Raw genomic sequence first — 20961 nt, 5'->3', positions numbered from 1 at the left:
CTCTACAACGTTCCCTTTTCAAGAACATACTCTTCATTGGAATTTTTTAAAACGATATCAAATTTATGATGATAAGGATGCATAAACAACTCATATTGCATCCTGCGCTGTTCATGGGATTTTCTTAAATAATTTATATCTGTTCCTCTTTCAGAAACATCACGTATACTCCTTCTCACCAACTCGGTTTCTTCATCCGTATATAAGTAGATTTTCAGATCATACAAATTTGGGTCAGTAAAAGCAACGCTCATGCCTTCTACAATATTTATCTTGTTTTGTGAAGATATGAACATACTTTTTGTATAGCCCGTGCCAATGGTGTAAAAATCCAACCCATCCCTCAACATATGAATATCTCTCTCTAAAGCAGATATATGATGAGCAGCAGGATGACAAGCTGTCACTTTATCGTGGTAATGTGCATTCTTATATTCATAGTCGATAGAAGTGTATTTTCTAAGACTAGATTCAACAATATAGGGGTCTGTATTAATATAATTCACATCATCCCGCTGCAAAAGCTTTAAAAGATTATGAGCAAACGTTGTTTTTCCAGATGCACCATGACCCGAAATCCCAATGATGAATCTATTAGCCTCACCGCTAATCAAATTAGTTATTTTATGTAACACCTTGTCCATATTATTCGCCCCTCTCCCTACTCGATCCTATGTATTCCTTACTCCGCTATGGTTTAGCACATTAAAATCTATGGTGCATTTTATATAAAGAAACTTAATAGAAAGGGGTAGATCTTCCATGGCTACTCGTCAGCCTGATTTAGTATTGATCAGTTGGAGCAGAAATCCTTTGGTTGCTGGATCAGCACGTAGGATTATTGCCGCCCGTGTTATTGGAAATGCTGTGCCTTGCAGACCTAGCTTGAGACCCAATGGATTGCTTAACACCGCTTTGGCTTGCTTATTAGACAACGATGTTGGTTTTAAAGTAGTATTTCGTAAAAAAACTTCAAGCATTAGCGGATATATTTTGTTACAACGTAACTAATAGGTTTAGGGGGCAGTGAAAATTGCTGCTCTCTTTTTCCTGTGCATCTCATTGCACTAAAAGTCCAATCAATCCTAGAAAATGGTGTATATAATTTATTAGAAACTGAATCTGATTGAAAATGGGTGAGTCCATGAAATTACAAGCTGTGAAAAAAAGCTATGATTTAATAGTAAGCTTAGGGATGTCTTGTGCTCCTGCTATAAATCTGCAAAGAAATAGCTTGAGGAAATTCTCCATGCCGCTCGACTGGATGGTTTCTTATTCATTAGCTGATGTAAATAGACTTTATAAGAATAGATTTCAAAATTTCATGGAATTAATAAATCTGCAAATCCTTGATGAAACACATTTTTTTCTGGAGGATGGATTACCAGTTTATCCTAATGGGAACAAAAATGCATTAGTGAAATCCTATTTTATTCAGGATACTTTATATAACATTATCTCAGTTCATGATTTTCCAATCCATCAAGGTAAACACTGGTCTACAACCTTTCCTTCGTATAAAGCGAAGCTGGAATTGCGAATTAATAGATTTTGGGACAAGTTAATCCACAGTAAAAAAACTTTATTCATTAGATGGTTTGCCTCATATGAACAGGCTGTAGAGCTACAGTCAATTTTGTCTGCTTTATTAAAACCGAACGAATTTATTATTCTTATTCTTATTCCCGTTCGTGAATCAACCTCGGTACAAGAATTAAATTGGAACATAAGTGATATTTGTGTGTTAGAAGTTCCTGAAGATATGAACGATTATGATAGCTGGGATTATATTTTGAAAGACATACAAGTAACTAATAACTAATTTCGCTTTGACCGATCAAATGATTAATTATTTCCTCTGCTGCAAAAACATATGGATACAAATACAGCCTACTGATGCTGACCAATAAAGAAATAGGGTTACTAATTCCAAAATCGTATTGATTCCCATGCGCTGCTGGATTTGCGGGTTCAGGCTCTACAAGATCATACTTCTCCATCAGCCTTTCCTTCGTTCCACTATCTACTACTGTTCCGTTACCTTTATCCGCAAGGACAGATCCCGATTGAATACACGCCATGAATAAGACACAGCAAATGGTGAGGATTGCTAGTTTCTTTTTTCGCATCATACATCTCCTAATTCTTTCTGTGGTCTCCCCTAAAACTTGGAGCCGTTCAAATTATTTCTTGGGTAATCGCAGGAAAACTATGTATTCGACAATCTTGATCAGTATAGATCATATTTCATGAAAATAATGGGAGAAAAAGTCTCGAATTCTATAATACTCCTTTCTATATATAAAAACAAAAGCACCCCACACTAAAATTAGCAGGGTACTTTTGGATTCTTCGCCGTATTTACAATATCAACATTCCGCTGAGCAGTTTATGGAGTTGGTGTTCCGCCGTTCGCATTCAGTGTTTCGCCACTGATATAGCTAGATTCTTGGCTAGCCAGGAATACATATGCCGGAGCCATCTCCGCAGGCTGTCCCGGACGACCTAGTGGTGTGCTCGACCCGAACTCTTTCAGGACTTCCTCCGGTTGCCCACCCGCAACTTGAAGAGGTGTCCATACGGGACCAGGTGCTACTACATTGACACGAATTCCCTTATCAGCTACTTGCTGAGCGAGAGACTTACTGAATGTATTAATAGCAGCCTTGGTGGTCGCGTAGTCCAAAAGGATCGGCGAGGGATTATAAGCTTGAATAGAAGAAGTGTTAATAATGGTGCTGCCCGGTTGCATATGCTTCACCGCAGCTTTGCACAGCCAGAACATGGCATACACGTTCGTCTTAAATGTGTCGTCAAAATGCTTCGTAGTGAGATCAGCGATGTCTGGAACGAATTGCTGTTTGCCCGCGATATTGGCTAAAATATCAATTCCACCTAGCTCCTTAACCGCAGTATCAACGAGTTGTTCGCAGTAGGCCTCCTCCTTCAGATCGCCTGGAATGGCGATTGCAGTACGACCTGCTTCCTGCACTAGCTTGACCACCTGCTTTGCATCTTCCTCTTCCTCGGGCATATATGATAGAACAATATCTGCCCCCTCGCGAGCAAAAGCAATAGCAACAGCACGGCCTATACCGCTATCCGCTCCCGTAACTAAAGCTTTCCGTCCGGTCAGGCGCCCAGTTCCTTTATAAGTATCTTCTCCTGTATCAGGTATTGGATTCATTTTCTTTTGCAGGCCCGGCTCCTCTTGTTGCTGCTTAAATTCCGGTCCAGCCTTAGTGTACTGAGTGGTAGGATCTTGCATCGTATATTGGTTAGACATCGATCAATTCCTCCTTTATTTTTAGAAATACATTTTTATATTTTCCGAACTCTTTGTTATGTAAACACAACAAGCACGCCTCTAAACATTCACGTTCGATAACACAGCCTTGAATAGTGCCGCAAAAATACCCTAGCCACCTGTCAAGGTGGCTAGGGTATTCCTTCTCTATTTCTCAAACTTAAATCTCCTCTGACCTGCCTTGCACTGACTCATACCGCGTGCGTATGCTTAAATAAATATATGGTAGCTCACTTGTTATTTGGGGAACGCTCCGTATAGTCTGGCGTATACATTAGATAAAGGAGTGATAAATCATGGGCTTTTTTATATTCCTCTTTGTACTGTTAGCATTGCTTAATATCTTCTTTCCTCATTTGGGATGGTACATGCGCTATGGCTGGATGATGAAAGGGGATGTAGAGCCCAGTGATGCCTATTTATTAATGACTCGCATCAGCAGTATAGTGGCACTTATTATCCTCTTTTTTATCTGGACTAGTTTCTGACTTACCCTAACGCTCTTAGCACATCTTCAATCTTGCGCTGATGCGACAATACCCCATAATTCATCCAGGCCATAAAATCCACCTCATACACACAGCGATTACGAACAGCGGGCAGATTGCGCCAAAGCGGTGTATCCAGCAGCTCCCGTCCTTCTCCTTCCTGTCGATCAAAGGTAATGAACAAATGATCTGCAGTGAGGCTTGCAAGCTCTTCTCTTGTTAGGCTCACCCGCTTCTGTCCACGAGTCAACTTCGGAACCAATTCATGGGGCTGCAAACCTAAATCATGATGGAGTACGCTACCTGTATAACCCAATTGCCCGCATCCATAGAGATTGATTCCGTAGGAAGATATTCTAAGGCATGCTACAGTCTGCCCTTGGACAGAACGGTTTAGCACTCGTCTGGCTTGCTGCGCCCGATGCTCATAATTTCCGATCACTTCCTGGACACGATCTGTTCTGCCAAAGACGGCTGCTGCGGAAAATAACGTGGCCCGCCAATCCTCTTGATGACAAGGCAGCTTGAATAACGGAGCAATTTGGCTGCACTCATCCAGGTGCCAACGCTGAAAGCCATCATCCAGCAGGATCAGTTCGGGCATGTACTGGGAGAGCTCCTGCCAATCGCCAGTCGAAATATCAACCGCAGGCACATCGAGGAGGGACAGATACTCCTGCTTCCCCCACTGAGCGTGAGAATATTGCGCCACCGGTGTAATATCCAGAGCCAGCAGATAGTCTTCCAGAAAAGGAGCGAACACCCGAAGCCCTTCCTGATGGAAGCTTCTGTATTGGCCGGGCGTAACGCCCACCGATCTTTTGAAACGCCGGTTAAAATAATACTCATTGCTATACCCTACGGATAACGCGATATCATGCATACGGTCATTCGTAAGCAGCAACTGCTGCTGCGCCCTTTCAATACGAAGTCCGTTCAAATGCTCTAAGGGAATCCGCCCTGTCACTTCTTTAAAAATCTGTGTGTAGCGTGTACGTGTAATGCCTGCCACTTCAGCTAATTGATCGACGGTTATGGCGTGATTGTAGTGTTCTTGCATATAGCGGATGGAACGCTGTACCGCCTCATGGGCTCCTTTCATCTGGATGACAGAGGAATTTGCCCGCATGATCAGCAGCAGTAACTCTTGAAAGCGGGTATGGCCTGCGAACCATTCAATCTCTTCCGTACTTCTGCGACTATGATAGATAGCCTCCAGCAGTAATGCACATTGTGAAAAAGGTCTGCAGCTTAGCGGACCGGACCGGAGAATTCCTTCTTTAGTCCCCTTTTCCATTCCACTCTGCCTGCTTCCCCCCGTTTCTATGACTTCAAAAGTAAGCCTATAAAAGCTAAGTCCTCGCTCCTCGGCATTGATTTTGCTTATTACCCCCGGTTCGAACAAGAACCCGACACCTTTTTCCAGAGGAAAACGCTTCTCCTCGGCTTCTAACCATCCCTGTCCTTCCGATACAATGATCAGGGTATGATTTTGAAACACTAAGGTCTGTCCGTTCACCGATAAGGATTGGGCTTCTATGTTAATCAAGCTATAGAATAGCCTCTTTTTATTGCTGTCTTGTAAATCTTCTGCCATTCTAACGCCCTCCAATTGAGAACCATTTTCATTCACTTTACTATAGTTTAGAATAAAAAAGAAGGTCTATCAACTATGCTGATAGACCTTCTTTATGCTATTCCTTACGACGACTGCCGTTTTATTTCACCATAGCTTTCAGCAAGTCATCAAGCTTCATCGAATTGGCTGTGATGGCACCAGTCTGCCAGTGGGAACGTTCCATTCTATAAACATTCCCGTTCTTCACCGCCGGCAGGCTCTTCCACAACGGGCCATCAAGGATTTGAGTCGCTTCCTGATTCCCTTCAGTATCCCAGCCCCCGTTGTCAGGGAACACAATGATATGATCCGCTTCGAGCTGAGGGATAAGCTCTTCGGAGATAATAGATTGATATTCAGTCATTTCTGCCGCCATAGGCACAGGTGTCAGGCCAAATTGAGAATAAATCACACCGGTGAAACGGTTTTTAACACCGAATAGAGCAAAGGTTTTATCCGCTAAGTTGAGCCGGATCACTGCTACTTTTTCCTGACCCAGGGCCTGTTGCAGCTTAGCTTTCCCCTCTGCCACTTTCTGATCATACGCTGCAAGGACAGATTCCGCCTTCTCCGGAATACCGAGCGCATCAGCAATAGCCGTAAGCACTTGTCTTGAGTCTTGCAACACCGCCTCAGGTAGACGATAGGTTGGTGCTATCTTGGAATATTGTTCATATTTCGCCGCATCCGCACCTCCATCCACAATAATCAAATCCGGATCTTTTTCCAATAATGCCTCCATGCTACCCGTGATATCGAATTCTGGCACATCCAGATTTAAATAATCCTGTTTGCCCCAGCTTGGATGATACCACTGCACGACCGGAGTAATGCCCAATGCCTTCAAATAATCTTCAACATAGATTCCGGCTACCCGTTGCGGTTTAACTGGAATTTCAACATCCCCGAATTCCCCGGCAATCGTCCGAGTTGCACCCTCTTCTGCGGCATTTCCATTTCCTTCAGTTGGTGCGCTAGTGCTCGCGGAGGTAGATTCCTCTGCATTCTCTGTCTTAGCAACGTTTTCTTTGGCAGTATTGTTATTCGTTCCGCATGCTGCCAGCGCGGTTATTGCCATTATAAGTACCGCTGCCCATAAAAACTTCTGACCCCATCTTGCCATTGATCCCTTCACTCCTATGCTTTATTGTCATTGATTATCATTCTCAATAACCTTTATCACAATAGTAGCATGACTTTCATAGCTTTCAATGCACTTTCTCCGCAAAAAACTTATACAAACTATTTCTAGTTATTCTGCTCTATCATGATTCGGTAGGATTCTTCTTCTATTAAAAATATGTCATCCTTTATTAACTTGATCGCAAAATTTCTTTTTTACAATTGATTTATACGATACTTTCGCTTACAATAAACTCATAAACGCGCGTTTATGAAAAGAGGGGAAACATGCGCAGCGAAGATATTGCTAAGTTGGCCGGGGTTTCCCGAAGTACGGTATCCCGCGTGATCAACAACTATTCCAATGTTCCTGAAGAAACCCGGGCCAAAGTGCTGCGGGTGATTGAGCAACATCAGTACGAACCGAACAGCTTTGCACGGGCTCTGGCCGGTAAGAAAACCGATACCATCGGATTGTTCGCCATCAGTATGAACGAGAAAGAGAACACTACCCGAATTTATCAGAACAATTACTTTGCACCCTTCGTCGATGCCGTAGTCGACACGTCGAATGCCCGCGGATGTTACGTTCTGATTCATACGGTATACTCTCCGGACGACTTTCTGAAGGTAAAACAAGCTTTTCTGCAAAAACGAATTGACGGTGGTATAATTGTCGGCACTCAGAAGGATATTAATATCGTCCGCGAAATGGTGGGACTCGATTCTCCGCTAGTACTGATTGATTATGATATCTCAGAGATTATGTCGGAGCATCTTGACCGCAATCATTTGGCCATTGTGAATTCCAAAGACTACGAGGGCACCACAGAAGTGATTGAACATTTGATCTCCTTAGGCCATCAAGAGATCGGTATCATCTGTGGGCAAATGAATACGTACTCTGGTCGAGAACGCTACACGGCCTATGAGGACACGCTGAAAAAACATGGTCTGCCTATGAATGAGAAGTTTATTCTAAAGGGTGATTTTCTGAAAGAGACGGCTTATGAAGAGGTCAAGAAGCTGCTTTCTTCTGGTGAATCTTTGCCGACTGCCTTTTTCTCTTCCAACGATGACATGGCTATTTCAGCGATGGAAGCGTTCTCCGAACATGGAATCATTGTCCCGGAGGATATCTCCATTGCGGGTTTCGATGACATTCAGCTGGCATCCCGTATTCAGCCTAAGCTCACCTCTGTGCGCTTGCCGATTTACGAAATGTCAAAGGCTGCAGTGGAAAAAGTAATCGAGCTGTGTGATTCACAGCAGCCGACTTTCAGCACGATCAGCTTTCCAGCTCGTTTAGTGGAGAGAGATTCCTGTCAACCGCCGAAGAAGTAGCACAGATTCATCATTCACTGAAGAATACATATTTTTCTGTGGAGCTGCTATCATCGGTTCTCGAAATCACTGCCTAATACTATCTTTTAGAAACAACGGAAAGAATCCCTTCCCTCGAGGGAATTTTTCCTGAAACTTATAAACGCGCGTTCACAATCGAAAGGAGACTTTCTCACATGAAATTCGGTACCTTTGACGACACTCGTAAAGAGTATGTAATTAACACACCAAAAACACCTTACCCTTGGATTAACTACCTTGGTAATGAACAATTTTTCGGACTTATTTCTAATACTGCTGGTGGCTATACCTTCTATAGAGACGCTCGTCTCAGAAGATTGACCCGTTACCGTTACAACAATATCCCTATGGATGCTGGCGGCCGTTACTACTATCTTTATGATGATGGTGATTTCTGGACTCCAGGCTGGATGCCAGTAAAACGTGATCTGGACTTCTACGAATGCCGTCACGGTCTTGGCTACACTTCCATTACTGGTGAACGCAACGGGATCTCTGTAAACCAGCTTGCTTTTGTACCTATGGGTCATAACGCTGAAGTACATCGTCTTGTAGTGAAAAACACGGGTTCTGCAAAGAAATCCGTTAAACTGTTCTCTTTTGCAGAGTTCTGCCTTTGGAATGCACAAGATGATATGACTAACTTCCAACGCAATCTCAGCACTGGTGAGGTTGAAGTGAAGGGTTCTGTTATCTATCACAAAACAGAATACCGTGAGCGCAGAAACCACTACGCTTTCTACTCTGTTAACAAAGAAATCGCCGGCTTTGATACTGACCGCGAAGCTTTCGTAGGGATGTACAATGGTCTGGAAAGCCCGCAAGCTGTTGCTGCAGGTGAACCAACTAACTCCGTTGCCAGCGGCTGGTCCCCTATCGGATCGCACGCCCTGAACATTACTCTGGAGCCAGGCGAAGAGCAAAGCTTCATCTTTGTCCTTGGTTACATTGAAAACCCAGAAGAAGATAAATGGGAATCCTTGAATGTAATCAACAAAAAACCAGCAGAGGCTATGATCGAGCAATTTGCTACAGACGCTCAAGTGGATGCTGCTTTGGCTGCACTGGCTGCACACTGGGATAACCTGTTGTCCAAATATCAAATCCAAAGTGGCGACGATAAGTTGAACCGTATGGTTAACATCTGGAATCCATATCAATGTATGGTTACCTTCAACATGTCCCGTTCCGCTTCTTACTTTGAATCCGGTATTGGCCGTGGTATGGGCTTCCGCGATTCTAACCAAGACTTGCTCGGATTTGTACACCAAATTCCTGAACGTGCTAAAGAACGTATTCTCGATATCGCCGCTACACAATTTGAAGACGGCAGTGCCTATCACCAATACCAGCCGCTCACCAAAAAAGGTAACAATGAAGTCGGTACCGGCTTTAATGATGACCCGCTTTGGTTGATCCTTGGCACAGCTGCTTACATCAAAGAAACTGGCGACACATCGATTCTTGATGAGCAGGTTCCTTTTGACAGCAATCCGGATAACACGGCTACGCTGTTTGAACACTTGAAACGCTCCTTCGAGCATGTAACTAACAATCTCGGACCTCACGGCTTGCCGCTGATCGGCCGTGCAGACTGGAATGACTGCTTGAACCTGAACTGCTTCTCTACAGAGCCGGGCGAATCTTTCCAAACTACTGCCAACATCGAAGGCCGCGTAGCGGAATCCGTATTTATCGCGGGTCTGTTCGTCTTCGTTGGACCGGACTATGCAGAAATCTGCCGGATGCGCGGACTTAATGATGTAGCTACGGATGCAGAAGCTAAGATTGACAACATGCGTGAAATCACACTGACTCACGGTTTCGATGGTGACTGGTTCCTGCGCGCTTATGACCACTATGGCGACAAGATCGGTTCCAAAGAAAACGAAGAAGGTAAAATCTTCATCGAACCACAAGGTATCTGTGTTATGGCCGGTATCGGTGTGGAAGATGGTCAAGCTGAAAAAGCTCTGACTTCCGTGCAAGAGCATTTGGATACTAAATATGGTATCGTATTGCAACAGCCACCATATTCCAAGTACTATCTGAACCTGGGTGAAATTTCTACGTACCCTCCGGGCTACAAAGAAAATGCTGGTATTTTCTGCCACAATAACCCTTGGATCATGATCGCTGAAACTGTACTTGGACATGGTGACAGAGCGTTTGAAATTTACGCTAAAATTGCTCCTGCTTACTTGGAGGACATCAGCGAAATTCACCGTACTGAACCTTATGTATACTCGCAAATGATCGCAGGTAAAGATGCCGTTCGCCACGGGGAAGCTAAAAACTCCTGGTTGACTGGTACTGCTGCTTGGAACTATGTAGCGATTACACAATCTATCCTTGGTATTCAAGCGGACTTCAATGGTCTGAAGATCGATCCATGTATTCCTACAGAGTGGGACAGCTTTGAAATCACCCGTGTCTTCCGTGGAGATACTTATGTGATTCAAATCAAGAACCCGAACCATGTATCCAAAGGTGTAGCCAGTCTTACCTTGGATGGCGCAGCTGTAGAAGGTAACATCATCACTCCTGTTGGAGACGGCGCTGTACACCAAGTAGTTGTAGAACTGGGTTAATATAAAAAATCCGCTCAATCGTTCAAACGAACGGTTGAGCGGATCTAAAATTAACATTAGATGCCCCCTGAAGGATTCAGGGGGCATCTTTTTTTACCCTTCCACAATATCTGCTCTTAAATCACTCGCAACCTCAAGCATTCTAGGAATCACGGCTTCATTAGCCCCAGAAACATAAATATCGCCCTGATAATGTCTAAATGGGATTGTTGTTTCACCATAGCTCCACATAAAGAAATCTCCCTCAATGGACATGGTAGTGGCACCTGTTACTGTAAAAAATGATGTATAGGTGAAATCAGGTTTGGATGCGAAATATTGCTTACACTCTTCTAAAGATAGGGTTGTTGCTGAATCTCCATCATTCTGCATTGCTCTTGTCATTCGATAACGTTTACTCATTGTGATGCCTCCAATATTATCTGTAAAATAATCAGTTGCCTTATCCAGATCAAATATAGCATACAATGAAGGGCAAATCCCATTCCATTTCTAAGTCAAAAATGTTAATATAGCCGTTTTTCATAGCTTTCTTTTAGTGATTTCGAGATATCCTCTGGAGTAACTCCAAGTTTGCGGGCATGCTGCGCCAGTATTTTTGATGGATTAGGCAATACTTCTTTCGCAAGCCAATGATCGTCATCCCACAAATGTGACCGCTTAAAGGCTTTTGCACAATGCATATAACATTCTTCAACTTCCACGCCAATTCCAATGACCGGGACTTTACCATGCGCCTCCATAGGTTTCAATATTTCTTCATCCTTAACTATACTCGCGTGCCCATTTATTCTTAATGTTTCTTCAAGTCCGGGGATGATGAATATCAATCCGACTTTTGGGTTCTCAAGTATATTCCGCAAAGAATCAAACCGTCTATTCCCAGGGCGTTCAGGGATCACTAAATGTTTATCATCCAACACGTGAACAAAACCTTCTGCGTCCCCGCGCGGAGAGACATCACAAGCACCGGACGAACCGCTTGTAGCCATAAAAAGCATTGGGGATTTTGAGATATAATCACGGCAATGATGATCTATAAAAGTTATGGTTTTGTTGTTAACTAATTCGCTTGGGTACCCAAATAAAGACCTTAGCTCTTCTTCTGACTCTATAACTTTTTCGAAAAAGTTTGGCTTCATACTTCTCCCTCTCTCAACTTAATAAGCCCCAATATTCTTATTGTTGCTCAAATATCCTCTTAATAATTCCCCATGATATCTTGGAAACACATGTAAATGATAATGCTATACATCTTGGCTGCCATCCGGCTCATTATGTTGTCTAGAAGAAACGCCATCACATTTATAAACTTCTTTAAGTCCTCTAGCAACTTCAATTTCCAGCTCATGTATCCGGTTTGAGATCTCAACTTCCAATGTGTAAATGTTCTCGATATGCTGATTAGGGATGATTAGAACATGCCCGAAACCAACAAACAAAAGGGACAAGTATAACCCTCTGGAGCATGATTATAAATATAGCCCGCCTCCACTGTTATAGGATTTAAGAATATTTCTATGTTTCTTCTAATTTCGCCATTTCGCATGCGTTCTCCTTTTTGCAAAAAGAAAAGGACAGACTGTAAATTACAGCTGTCCCCATCGGTAAATGTTGATAAACTACAGCCATTCCCGAGATCTATGTCTACCTATAACTTAAACGCTGGCTTCCGGAATCCATACCTTCATTTCACCACTGCCACGATTTCCCCATAAGTAATACGGAACTGCCTTAACCTTAACAGTTTGAACTGGTGCTTTGACTCTGCTGTAAAGCTCACCACTCCAGCCCTTTTTATCTACACGCAGCCCCTCTGCCTCGACAACAACAGCGCCGCCGAGTAATGTCTCTTCAAAAGCCGCAGTAAGTTCACTGCCTTCTTTTAAAGAAATCGAGCTTAACGGCTCACCATTATCGATACTTTCAAGACAATACACAAGAGGTCCACGCTGAATCGTTACTTTTTGAGCATCTGCACGCAAACTTGGATGTGCGTAGATACGATGTGCCTCCATAGGGTCATGCACTTCGATTACATCTCCTGCTCTCCACAGTCTCCGGATAACGAGGTATCCCTGCTCGATGTTCTCAGCAGTATCCATTGCTTCACCGTTGACTCTGATCTCCATTCCTTGGCTCCAAGATGGAATCCGCAAGGCAATCCCAAACTGGGCTTCCGCTGCAGGATTAATCTTCAACGAGACTGTACCTTCCCATGGATAGTTACTCTCTTGCTGAATCGCAACATCTGTTCCGCCCAGCTTTGTTGTCAGCTCACTCCCAATATACAAATTCGTATAGAGCGTATCGCCATGGATCGTATAAATATATTGATTAAGCGAAGTCAGCAGACGCGCCACATTCGGAGGACAGCAAGCGCAGCCAAACCAACCTTGGCGCTCGGACTTCACATGATGTTTATCTGGGTTGCAGCTGCATGCCTTAGGCCATACTTCCAGTGGATTCACATAAAAATAGTGCTTACCATCCTGTGCCATTGAACCCAACACATTGTTATAAAGCGCCCGCTCCATGACGTCGGCATAACGTGCATCCGGCGATATTCTCAGCATCCGCTGTGCAAAAAAGATCAACCCAATAGATGCACAAGTCTCTGCGTACACCGAATCGTTAGGCAGATCATAATCGAAGGTGAAAGCCTCACCCCGATGCGTAGATCCGATCCCGCCAGTAATGTACATTTGCTTAGTAGTGATGTTATTCCACAGTCTCTCGCATGCTTCGCGAAGGGTATCCTCTCCCGTAAGTGCGGCTAGATCAGCCATAGCACTATACATATAAACCGCACGCACAGCGTGTCCTACAGCCACTTCCTGTTCTCTTACCGGAAGATGACTTTGGTAATATTTTAAATCTAATTTCTCCTTCTGACCTGTGAAAAAATTGATACTCCCCAGACTATCCCATTGTTGCTTTAAGAAATTCGGCTGTTGACCTCGCTCATTAATAAAAAAGCTGCTGAGCTTCAAATACCGCTCCTCACCTGTGAGCCGATACAGCTTAACGAGCGCAAGCTCAATCTCCTGATGGCCATCATATCCCCGCATTTTGCCTTCTTCCGCACCAAACACAGAATCGATATGATCAACCATTCGGCACATGATGTCGAGCAGTTTTCTTTTGCCTGTAGCCTCGTAATAAGAAACGGCGGCTTCAATGAAATGCCCAGCACAGTACAGCTCGTGGCAATCGTTCAGATTGGTCCAGCGTTTGCCGGGTTCTTTTATCGTAAAATAAGTATTTAAGTACCCGTCTTCCTGCTGCGCTTCTCCAACGAGGTCAATCACTTCATCCGCTTGACGCTCCAGCTCAGGATCACGTTTGATGCTTAAGGAATAACCTACGGCCTCCAGCCACTTGGCTACATCACTGTCTTGAAATACCCAGCCGTAAAATTCACCGGTCTTCCGGCCCGCAGCAATCTCAAAGTTAGCAATGGCATGACTGGGCTCAGCTCCCGCTGCTTTGTCGTGCAATGCCTCATATTGATATGGGATTACAACATCTTGTACCAGCTTTATATAACTTCCCCAGAAATCATCTTTAATGCTAACGGATTGATCTTTTACAACTTGCTGATCCTGGATCGTTTTATTCATCATCATCTTCCCCTTAGCCTTATTTTATACTCGCTAATTACAATTATAGAGCGTACAATAGATAAAAAATATAATCAGAAGCAACCCCTTTTTTGTACTATTTCACACTCCTATTTCCAAGGACAATTTGAGCTCGGACTACGATAAAAAGAGAGGTAGAACACAGTGAGTCCTTCCTATGTACATTTCGCAGCGCCGCCTTTTCCATATTTTCTGGAATGCAATCACACTGTCTATCAACCCGGAGAGCAGCATCCAAATAGAAGCCATATCGGGTTATTTGATCTGATTATTGTAGAGCAAGGTTGCCTATTTATCGGTGAAGAGCATAATCAATGGGAGGTTGCGGCTGGGCATACGCTGCTTCTGCTGCCTGACCGCTATCATTATTCCGTTAAGTCTTGCGAGGAGCTGACTTCGTTTATATGGATTCATTTTCATACCCTCGCAGATTGGTCAAGCTCTGAAGGCGAGCCTGTGTATATCAACCGAGAGACACATTTCCGCCAGTTTCTTACTCATCCATATACCATTCGCATCCCGCAGTTTGGTCCCCTTCCTGATCCCTTTAAAAGGAGTGGACAAGCTGAGAAGCTTTTACAGCTGTCCACTGGAAGACGTTCCAGTGCAGTTTGGGAGCAGCAAAGGATTTTTGAAGAAATGCTGCGGATGATGGATCTAGCGCAGTATGATACTTCAGAAAGTCATGCGGTAGAGATCGCCGAGAGGACAGAGACTTATATCCGCAATCATTACGCGGAGCCTCTCTCCAATGCCTCTCTGGCGGATGCGCTGCATTTTCATTATAACTACCTTGCCCGCTGCATGAAACGCGTATATGGACTGACTCCGATGGAGTATTTAACGGATTACCGTTTGGAACAGGCCAAGCTGCTTCTGCTTAAGACAGAGATGCCTATAGCTGCGATCGCAGAAAGTATCGGCTTCGAGAGCACCGCCTACTTCTCGCGTCGCTTTACTCAGCAGATCGGCATCTCTCCGCTTCGCTTCCGCAAGCGGTATTCCCGATAACGGCAAAAACAGCACGTCTCATAATTGGAGGCGTGCTGTTTTCGTTGTTGCTCATAATTTGCCCGCAATCGGACTACATTTGTGGGAATAGCTGCAACTGAGTCCGATAGTGTGACAAAACGAGCGGAATCATGGAAATAAGAACAACTGAGTCCGAACAGTTGCTGAAAAGAACGCCGCCTGCCAAATTTGCACCTAAACGTGCTAGCCATTGTTTAAACTAGCTTTCTGGGGCTCAACCTAGCTACACTGTGCGAAATTAACTACCTATGGCTTAACCAAGCTACTCCGTGCGAGAAATTAGTTACCTGTTGCTCAAACTAGCAGCCTACGTCTCGAAATCTGCTACCTTTTGCTAGAACTTGATCGCATCGGACCGTATTGCAGCTATTTCAGCATATGGGTTCATTTTGCGAAAGTTTCGGACTGTATAGATCTTATTGTCCTTGATATGCGCAGAAAAGGAGCGCATTTGAGCGAATAGCTGCAACTGAGTCCGTTAGTGTGACAAAACGAGCGGAATCATGGAAATAAGAGCAACTGAGTCCGAACAGTTGCCGAAAGAACGCCGCCTGCCAAATTTGCTCCTAAACGTGCTAGCCATTGTTTAAACTAGCTTTCTGGGGCTCAACCTAGCTACACTGTGCGGAATTAGATCCCTATGGCTTAACCTATCTACACCGTGCGGAATTAGCTACCTATAGCTTAACCTAGCTGTCTACGTCTCGAAACCTGCTACCTTTTGCTAGAACTTGATCGTATCGGACCGGATTGCACCTATTTGTGATTTTCGGCCTATTTTGCGGAAATTTCGGACTGTATAGCTCTTATTGCTCATAATTTGCTCGCAATCGGACCACATTTGTGGGAATAGCTGCAACTGGGTCCGTTAGCTCGAAAAAATACCTTGTATCTGCCTAATAGGGGCTCCTGGGTCCGCATGGAGGCTGGGCGGTGAGTTGCTCTAATGTCTGTTGAGCTAACGGACCGCACTGCACCTATTTGTGGGCGAGATCTCGCATAATGTATTGGTGAGAGTAACTTAACGTCTGTTGAGCGCAACGAACCGGATTGCACCTATTTTGGGGTGGGATCTCGCGTGTGATGTATGGGTAGGAGTTACTTAAATCTATTGAACGTTGCGGACCCTATTGTACCTATTTGTGATTTTCCGTCCATTTTGCGGCAGTTTCGGACTGTATAGCTCTTATTGCTCATAATTTGCTCGGAATCGGACTACATTTGTGGGAATAGCTGCAACTGGGTCCGTTAGCTCGAAAAAATGCCTTGAATCTACCTAATAGGGTCTCCTGGGTCCGCATGATTAGGCCCGAAATCAGTTTTTTTGCTTCACTGCAATTTTTTGGAAGTGACAAGCATATTTATAAGACATGCCTTTAATGTGGAGATGTTAAATATGCAGTCATTATTAAGATACGCGATCATCCTGATCGGAAGCTTGCTTATTGCAGCAGCAACTAATTTTTTTCTAGTCCCATATAAAATCCTAGATGGGGGAATAATAGGAATAGCCCTCATCATCAATTATTTATCCGATGCCAAAATCGGTATAGCTGTCCTTCTCTGCAGCTTTCCGATTTTCCTGTTAGCCTGGCTGAAGGAACGCGATATCTTTTTCAATAGTGTATTAGGTTTATTGACCTCATCGTTTCTGATTGAGCTTCTCGGTCCCTTTCAGTACCACTTTCTGTATTATTTTGAGTTCGGCTCCATTTCCAGCGCCATTATTGGCGGTTTTTTAATGGGAACGGGTCTTGGCCTTATGCTGCGGTTCAAAGCCAGTACAGGCGGAACGGATCTGCTGGCTCAATATATCAAAAGGTATCTCCCGCTTAATCTTGGACTCATCATTTTTTTGACAGATTTCATAATTATCGGCGCGGGAGGACTCCTGATTTCCAAAGAAACCTTCTTCCACTCCATCCTCACGATTATCGCTGGGGGTGTGGCCACAGGTCTCTGCACCTTGGAGACTGAAGAGAAATGGAAAAAAATATGAATATACACGATCATATGTTCGTATTATAATAATAAGAAAATCATCTACCGTATCTCTACCTCACCTGGAGAGTGTGAATCTATGAATAAAGAGCGTGTTATTTTGTTATCCGATTGTCAGAGCTTTTACGCCTCCGTGGAGAAGGCCTCTAATCCGCAATATAGCAACAAACCGCTTATTGTCGCCGGAGATCCGGCTAGACGAAGCGGGATTGTGCTTGCCGCTTGTCCGTTAGCCAAATCTTTTGGCATTACTACCGCCGAGACCTTGAAGGAAGCACTCGCGAAATGCCCCGAAGTAATCGTCGTCAGACCACATATGCAGCAATATATCGATGTTTCCTCCCAAATCACGGACATTCTACGCAAATTCAGTGACCTCGTAGAACCTTATTCCATCGATGAGCAGTTTATTGATATCACCGGCAGCCTCAGCTTATTCGGAAGCCCAAGACAGATCGCTACGACCATTCAGGACCTGATCCGCAGAAATACAGGTGTGCGCGCACGTATCGGTATAGGTTATTCGAAGGTTACCGCCAAAATGGCTTGCGACCTGTGGGCCAAGAAGAACCCGGAGGGTCTATTTACCCTCACTCAGGAAGAGCTACCCGATGTACTTTGGCCGCTGCCTATTAGTGAGTTGTTTATGGTAGGCCGCCGCATGTCTGCGCACTTCCAAAGCATGGGCCTCACAACGATTGGCCATTTGGCACAGATGCCGCTAAGCGAGCTGAAATGGCGCATGCGGGAGAAATTCCATAAAAAATGCGATATCGATGCCGAGCTATATTGGCGAATTGCCAACGGCATCGACGATAGCCCTGTAAGTCCGGCTACCTATGAAGTTGCCCCCAAGAGCGTCGGGCACCAAATGACACTGCCACGGGATTACTATACACTGCAAGAGATCAAGACCATCATTCTGGAGCTCTCAGAGCTGGTGTGCAGGCGCAGCCGCAAGCTGAAGGTGCATGGTGCAGTCGTGTCTGTTGGCTGCCAAGGCGCCAGCTTTGATGACCCCAGCGGCTTCTCGAGACAGACTACGATGAGCGATCCTACGAATGCAACCCAGCTGGTATACGAGGCCGCCCTCGCTCTTTTCAAACAGCATTGGGAGGGTCAGCCTGTGCGCCGAATTCATTTAAGCCTGTCCAATCTGTCTGACGAAAGCCAATATCAGCTAACCTTATTTGAGTCGCGCCCCCGCTACCGTGAGCTCGAACGGGCCACTGATGCGCTGAAGAATAAATACGGGGAATCGATCATTGGACGCGCCGCATCGTTCACAGATGCCGGACAACTTAAGGACAGATCCGGAAAGATTGGCGGGCACTATAAATAAACAGTGCATCTTTATACATTTTATTTCTGAAACTATATTAAAATATATCCCATATCGTTTATAATGCTATATTGAGGTTGTTATTTTCACACAATGAAGCGACAATCATAAGTATATACACATAGATATGTAACATTCCAGGGGAGGACCGGAGAAGTTGGAAAGCACGAGCAACACTAACACTACCTATTATGAAATCGTTGATCTCTGTCTTCTTGCTGGCAAGATCATGCTGCAAAACGGTGCAGAAACCTACAGAGTAGAAGATACAATGACACGTATGGCTGCTTCTCTCGGTTTTCCAGGGGCACACAGTTATGTGACGCCAACCGTTATTATGTTCACCACCAATAGAACGGAGCCTGTTAAGTTATATCGGATTGCCGAGCGGACAACAGATCTGCAGAAAGTCTCGGAGGTTAATGATATCTCGCGGCGTCTGAATGATCGTCAGATTACAGCCGAGGAAGCTCGGACACGATTAGGTGAGGTCGATGATGCCGCGCATGCATATCCGGTATGGCTGCAAATCATAGCAGCGGCGCTTACCGGCGCTTGCTTCACCGTTATGTTTAAAGGCAGCTTGTGGGATGCTCTCCCCGCATTGCCGATTTCCGGGTTAGGTTTTGCTGCGGTTATCTACCTGCATCGTCTTGTGCAGACTAGATTTTTTGCAGAGTTCTCTGCTTCCTTCCTGATTGGACTTCTAGCCTTCTATTCTGTAAAGCTGGGCATAGGTCAAGAAATGGACAAAATCATCATCGGCTCCGTGATGCCTCTAGTACCCGGTCTACTCATTACTAATGCCGTTCGTGATCTGATGGCTGGTCATCTGGTCTCAGGCATATCCAAAGGAGCAGATGCCTTTCTAACTGCTTTTGCGATCGGTACAGGCATTGGGCTTGTACTATCACTATTTTAATTTTCCATGTGAAAGAGGTTAGCCCTTCATGATTTTGCAACTTATAACCAGTTTTATCGCCGCGGCAACCTTCTGTATTTTATTTAATGCGCCTAAGCGCGCTCTACTGCAGTGTGGTTTTGCTGGAATGGTAGGCTGGATGGTGTATGTAATCCTTGATGTAGAGTGTGGGCCTGTTGTTGCTACGTTTGCGGCTACTGTAGTGGTGGGCATCGTCAGCCAGTTGTTTGCCCGATCCTTCAAAATGCCGGTTATTATTTTTAGTGTAGGCGGTATTATCCCACTTGTTCCGGGTGGCCTTGCTTACGATGCTATGCGTAGATTTGTGGAAGAAAACTATAATCTGGCTGTAGAAATCGCTGTTCGGGCATTAATGCTCTCTGGTGCAATTGCGGCTGGACTGGTACTGAGTGAAGTTATCGGACAAATGTTCCGCCGTCGTGCCAGCAAAGCGTAACCTTCTTACAACGTCATTTCATAGATTCAAAAAAAAGAAATCGTCTCTTGGTATAATGAGGATCATACATCCCTCTTCCAAGAAGCGATTTCTTTGTACTGTCCTATCTACACAAGTACTGCTACAGGTTCAACCTCCGAATAAATACTATTGATCCGGTTATTTTTAATCCAAGAAAGTCCTACGGTACCTTCACCCGCATGAACAGCCACGGCAGGAATGTAAGTCATAATCTCCGTACGTAAATCAGGCGCCATCTCTTTGATGTCTTCTTCTAGCTTCAGCGCCATTTCTAAATTATTGGAATGCATGATGCACACATCGCTAACAAGTCCAGCATCCTGTTTAAAGATATCTAACAGCGCCTGCTTTGTCTTCTTCATCGTGCGGATTTTTTCCACAACAATGACCTTGCCCTCGTCAAAACGCAGCAGCAAATTTATCCGCAGTAATTGACTAAGAATTACCTGTGTACCAGAAACACGCCCACTACGGTGAAGCTGGGACAAGCTTGCAGGAATTAAGTAGAAGGACATATTTTGAATGATATTCTCTATCTTTTCTTTAATCTCTAGACCAGTAAAGCCCATCTTGTGCCAATGAATACCTCGCGTGATCATTTCCCGAATCGGATAAGCGCCAACCTTGGAATCAATTCCAATAACATTAGCTTCCGCTATTTCAGCACCTTGCATGGAAGCATTGTATGTTCCGCTAAGCCCTGTCGAAAGATGCACCGCGATAATCTCATCATATTCTTCCTTCAACCGTTCGTATAACTCGATAAACTCACCGATTGGCGGCTGTGAGCTCCCTACTTGATCATGCTGACGCATTTTCTCATAGAACTCATCGATCGTAATATCTATATTTTCTTTATAACACTCGTTGTTAATAATCAGACGTAAAGGAACAATATACACATGGTTGTTCTTGGCGAACTCAGGATCGATTGTACATGTACTGTCGGTTACCCAGGCAATTGATTTCATGGTCACTTGTCACTTCTCTCTTTCATGAAAGGAATAGTAGAATGTTTGAAGAGACAAGGGCCACTAAACCTTCTCGGCCA

At 44.4% G+C, this 20961-nt stretch carries 20 protein-coding genes; 10 read left to right on the top strand and 10 right to left on the bottom strand.

Annotation, left to right across the window (positions count from 1 at the left end):
• Window positions 1–2: 2 nt before the first annotated feature.
• Entirely contained in the window at window positions 3–644 is a 642-nt protein-coding gene (locus MKZ09_RS13495; RefSeq protein ID WP_076202445.1) for a uridine kinase family protein, read from the bottom strand.
• A 118-nt stretch (window positions 645–762) separates the two neighbouring features.
• On the opposite strand from MKZ09_RS13495, the gene MKZ09_RS13490 reads away from it, so the two are divergent.
• A complete protein-coding gene (locus MKZ09_RS13490) occupies window positions 763–1011 on the top strand; it encodes a hypothetical protein (RefSeq protein WP_076136059.1) in 249 nt (82 codons plus the stop codon).
• A gap of 133 nt (window positions 1012–1144) precedes the next feature.
• Window positions 1145–1822, top strand: a complete 678-nt coding sequence (locus tag MKZ09_RS13485) for a DUF1796 family putative cysteine peptidase (protein ID WP_076136057.1) — start codon at window positions 1145–1147, stop codon at window positions 1820–1822.
• Here the strand turns inward: MKZ09_RS13485 and MKZ09_RS13480 are convergent.
• Both MKZ09_RS13480 and MKZ09_RS13475 read right to left on the bottom strand, forming a co-directional pair.
• On the bottom strand, window positions 1812–2132 hold the full coding sequence (locus MKZ09_RS13480; protein ID WP_341040876.1) for a hypothetical protein: 321 nt from the start codon (window positions 2130–2132) through the stop codon (window positions 1812–1814). The two genes, MKZ09_RS13485 and MKZ09_RS13480, sit on opposite strands and share 11 nt — an antisense overlap.
• 257 nt (window positions 2133–2389) lie before the next feature.
• On the bottom strand, window positions 2390–3286 hold the full coding sequence (locus MKZ09_RS13475; protein WP_076202438.1) for an SDR family oxidoreductase: 897 nt from the start codon (window positions 3284–3286) through the stop codon (window positions 2390–2392).
• A gap of 317 nt (window positions 3287–3603) precedes the next feature.
• On the opposite strand from MKZ09_RS13475, the gene MKZ09_RS13470 reads away from it, so the two are divergent.
• Window positions 3604–3795, top strand: a complete 192-nt coding sequence (locus tag MKZ09_RS13470) for a DUF6199 family natural product biosynthesis protein (RefSeq protein ID WP_076130567.1) — start codon at window positions 3604–3606, stop codon at window positions 3793–3795.
• 1 nt (window position 3796) lies between these two features.
• Here MKZ09_RS13470 and MKZ09_RS13465 read toward each other — a convergent pair whose 3' ends face one another.
• Both MKZ09_RS13465 and MKZ09_RS13460 read right to left on the bottom strand, forming a co-directional pair.
• Window positions 3797–5392: a helix-turn-helix domain-containing protein gene (locus MKZ09_RS13465; protein WP_076202435.1), complete on the bottom strand. Its 1596-nt coding sequence runs from the start codon at window positions 5390–5392 to the stop codon at window positions 3797–3799.
• 121 nt (window positions 5393–5513) lie between these two features.
• Window positions 5514–6536 (bottom strand): ABC transporter substrate-binding protein, encoded by a 1023-nt coding sequence (locus MKZ09_RS13460; protein WP_076202432.1) that lies wholly within the window; start codon window positions 6534–6536, stop codon window positions 5514–5516.
• Window positions 6537–6823: 287 nt separating this feature from the next.
• Between MKZ09_RS13460 and MKZ09_RS13455 the strand changes: the two genes are divergently transcribed.
• Together MKZ09_RS13455 and MKZ09_RS13450 are read left to right on the top strand one after the other, a co-directional pair.
• Window positions 6824–7879: a LacI family DNA-binding transcriptional regulator gene (locus MKZ09_RS13455; protein WP_076136047.1), complete on the top strand. Its 1056-nt coding sequence runs from the start codon at window positions 6824–6826 to the stop codon at window positions 7877–7879.
• A gap of 176 nt (window positions 7880–8055) precedes the next feature.
• Window positions 8056–10491, top strand: coding sequence for a GH36-type glycosyl hydrolase domain-containing protein (locus MKZ09_RS13450; protein WP_036685988.1), 2436 nt, complete (start codon window positions 8056–8058; stop codon window positions 10489–10491).
• 93 nt (window positions 10492–10584) lie between these two features.
• On the opposite strand, the gene MKZ09_RS13445 is transcribed toward MKZ09_RS13450, so the two are convergent.
• The 4 genes from MKZ09_RS13445 to MKZ09_RS13430 form a co-directional block, all read right to left on the bottom strand.
• Window positions 10585–10893, bottom strand: a complete 309-nt coding sequence (locus MKZ09_RS13445) for a hypothetical protein (RefSeq protein WP_076202429.1) — start codon at window positions 10891–10893, stop codon at window positions 10585–10587.
• A 104-nt stretch (window positions 10894–10997) separates the two neighbouring features.
• The gene (locus MKZ09_RS13440; protein ID WP_076100658.1) at window positions 10998–11633 is read right to left on the bottom strand and encodes a pyridoxamine 5'-phosphate oxidase family protein; all 636 of its coding nucleotides are present in this window, start codon (window positions 11631–11633) and stop codon (window positions 10998–11000) included.
• Between the two features lie 105 nt (window positions 11634–11738).
• Window positions 11739–11942: an HIT family protein gene (locus MKZ09_RS13435; protein WP_076202426.1), complete on the bottom strand. Its 204-nt coding sequence runs from the start codon at window positions 11940–11942 to the stop codon at window positions 11739–11741.
• A gap of 207 nt (window positions 11943–12149) precedes the next feature.
• On the bottom strand, window positions 12150–14117 hold the full coding sequence (locus MKZ09_RS13430; protein ID WP_256719165.1) for a glycoside hydrolase family 127 protein: 1968 nt from the start codon (window positions 14115–14117) through the stop codon (window positions 12150–12152).
• Between the two features lie 162 nt (window positions 14118–14279).
• Between MKZ09_RS13430 and MKZ09_RS13425 the strand changes: the two genes are divergently transcribed.
• The 5 genes from MKZ09_RS13425 (at window position 14280) to MKZ09_RS13405 (ending at window position 19889) form a co-directional block, all read left to right on the top strand.
• A complete protein-coding gene (locus MKZ09_RS13425) occupies window positions 14280–15146 on the top strand; it encodes a helix-turn-helix transcriptional regulator (RefSeq protein WP_076202420.1) in 867 nt (288 codons plus the stop codon).
• 1417 nt (window positions 15147–16563) lie between these two features.
• Entirely contained in the window at window positions 16564–17166 is a 603-nt protein-coding gene (locus MKZ09_RS13420) for a YitT family protein (protein ID WP_076136033.1), read from the top strand.
• An 81-nt stretch (window positions 17167–17247) separates the two neighbouring features.
• On the top strand, window positions 17248–18510 hold the full coding sequence (locus MKZ09_RS13415) for a DNA polymerase IV (protein ID WP_076189810.1): 1263 nt from the start codon (window positions 17248–17250) through the stop codon (window positions 18508–18510).
• Window positions 18511–18667: 157 nt separating this feature from the next.
• Entirely contained in the window at window positions 18668–19432 is a 765-nt protein-coding gene (locus tag MKZ09_RS13410; protein ID WP_076136029.1) for a threonine/serine exporter family protein, read from the top strand.
• A 28-nt stretch (window positions 19433–19460) separates the two neighbouring features.
• On the top strand, window positions 19461–19889 hold the full coding sequence (locus tag MKZ09_RS13405; protein ID WP_036685970.1) for a threonine/serine exporter family protein: 429 nt from the start codon (window positions 19461–19463) through the stop codon (window positions 19887–19889).
• 107 nt (window positions 19890–19996) lie between these two features.
• On the opposite strand, the gene MKZ09_RS13400 is transcribed toward MKZ09_RS13405, so the two are convergent.
• Window positions 19997–20881 carry a DegV family protein gene (locus MKZ09_RS13400; RefSeq protein ID WP_076129966.1) on the bottom strand — a complete coding sequence of 295 codons (885 nt, stop codon included), beginning with the start codon at window positions 20879–20881 and terminating at the stop codon, window positions 19997–19999.
• Window positions 20882–20961: the final 80 nt, after the last annotated feature.

Source organism: Paenibacillus sp. FSL R5-0908 (assembly GCF_038006245.1).
In the GTDB taxonomy this organism is placed as follows: domain Bacteria; phylum Bacillota; class Bacilli; order Paenibacillales; family Paenibacillaceae; genus Paenibacillus_AQ; species Paenibacillus_AQ odorifer.
This window is presented reverse-complemented; position numbering and strand designations above follow the sequence as displayed.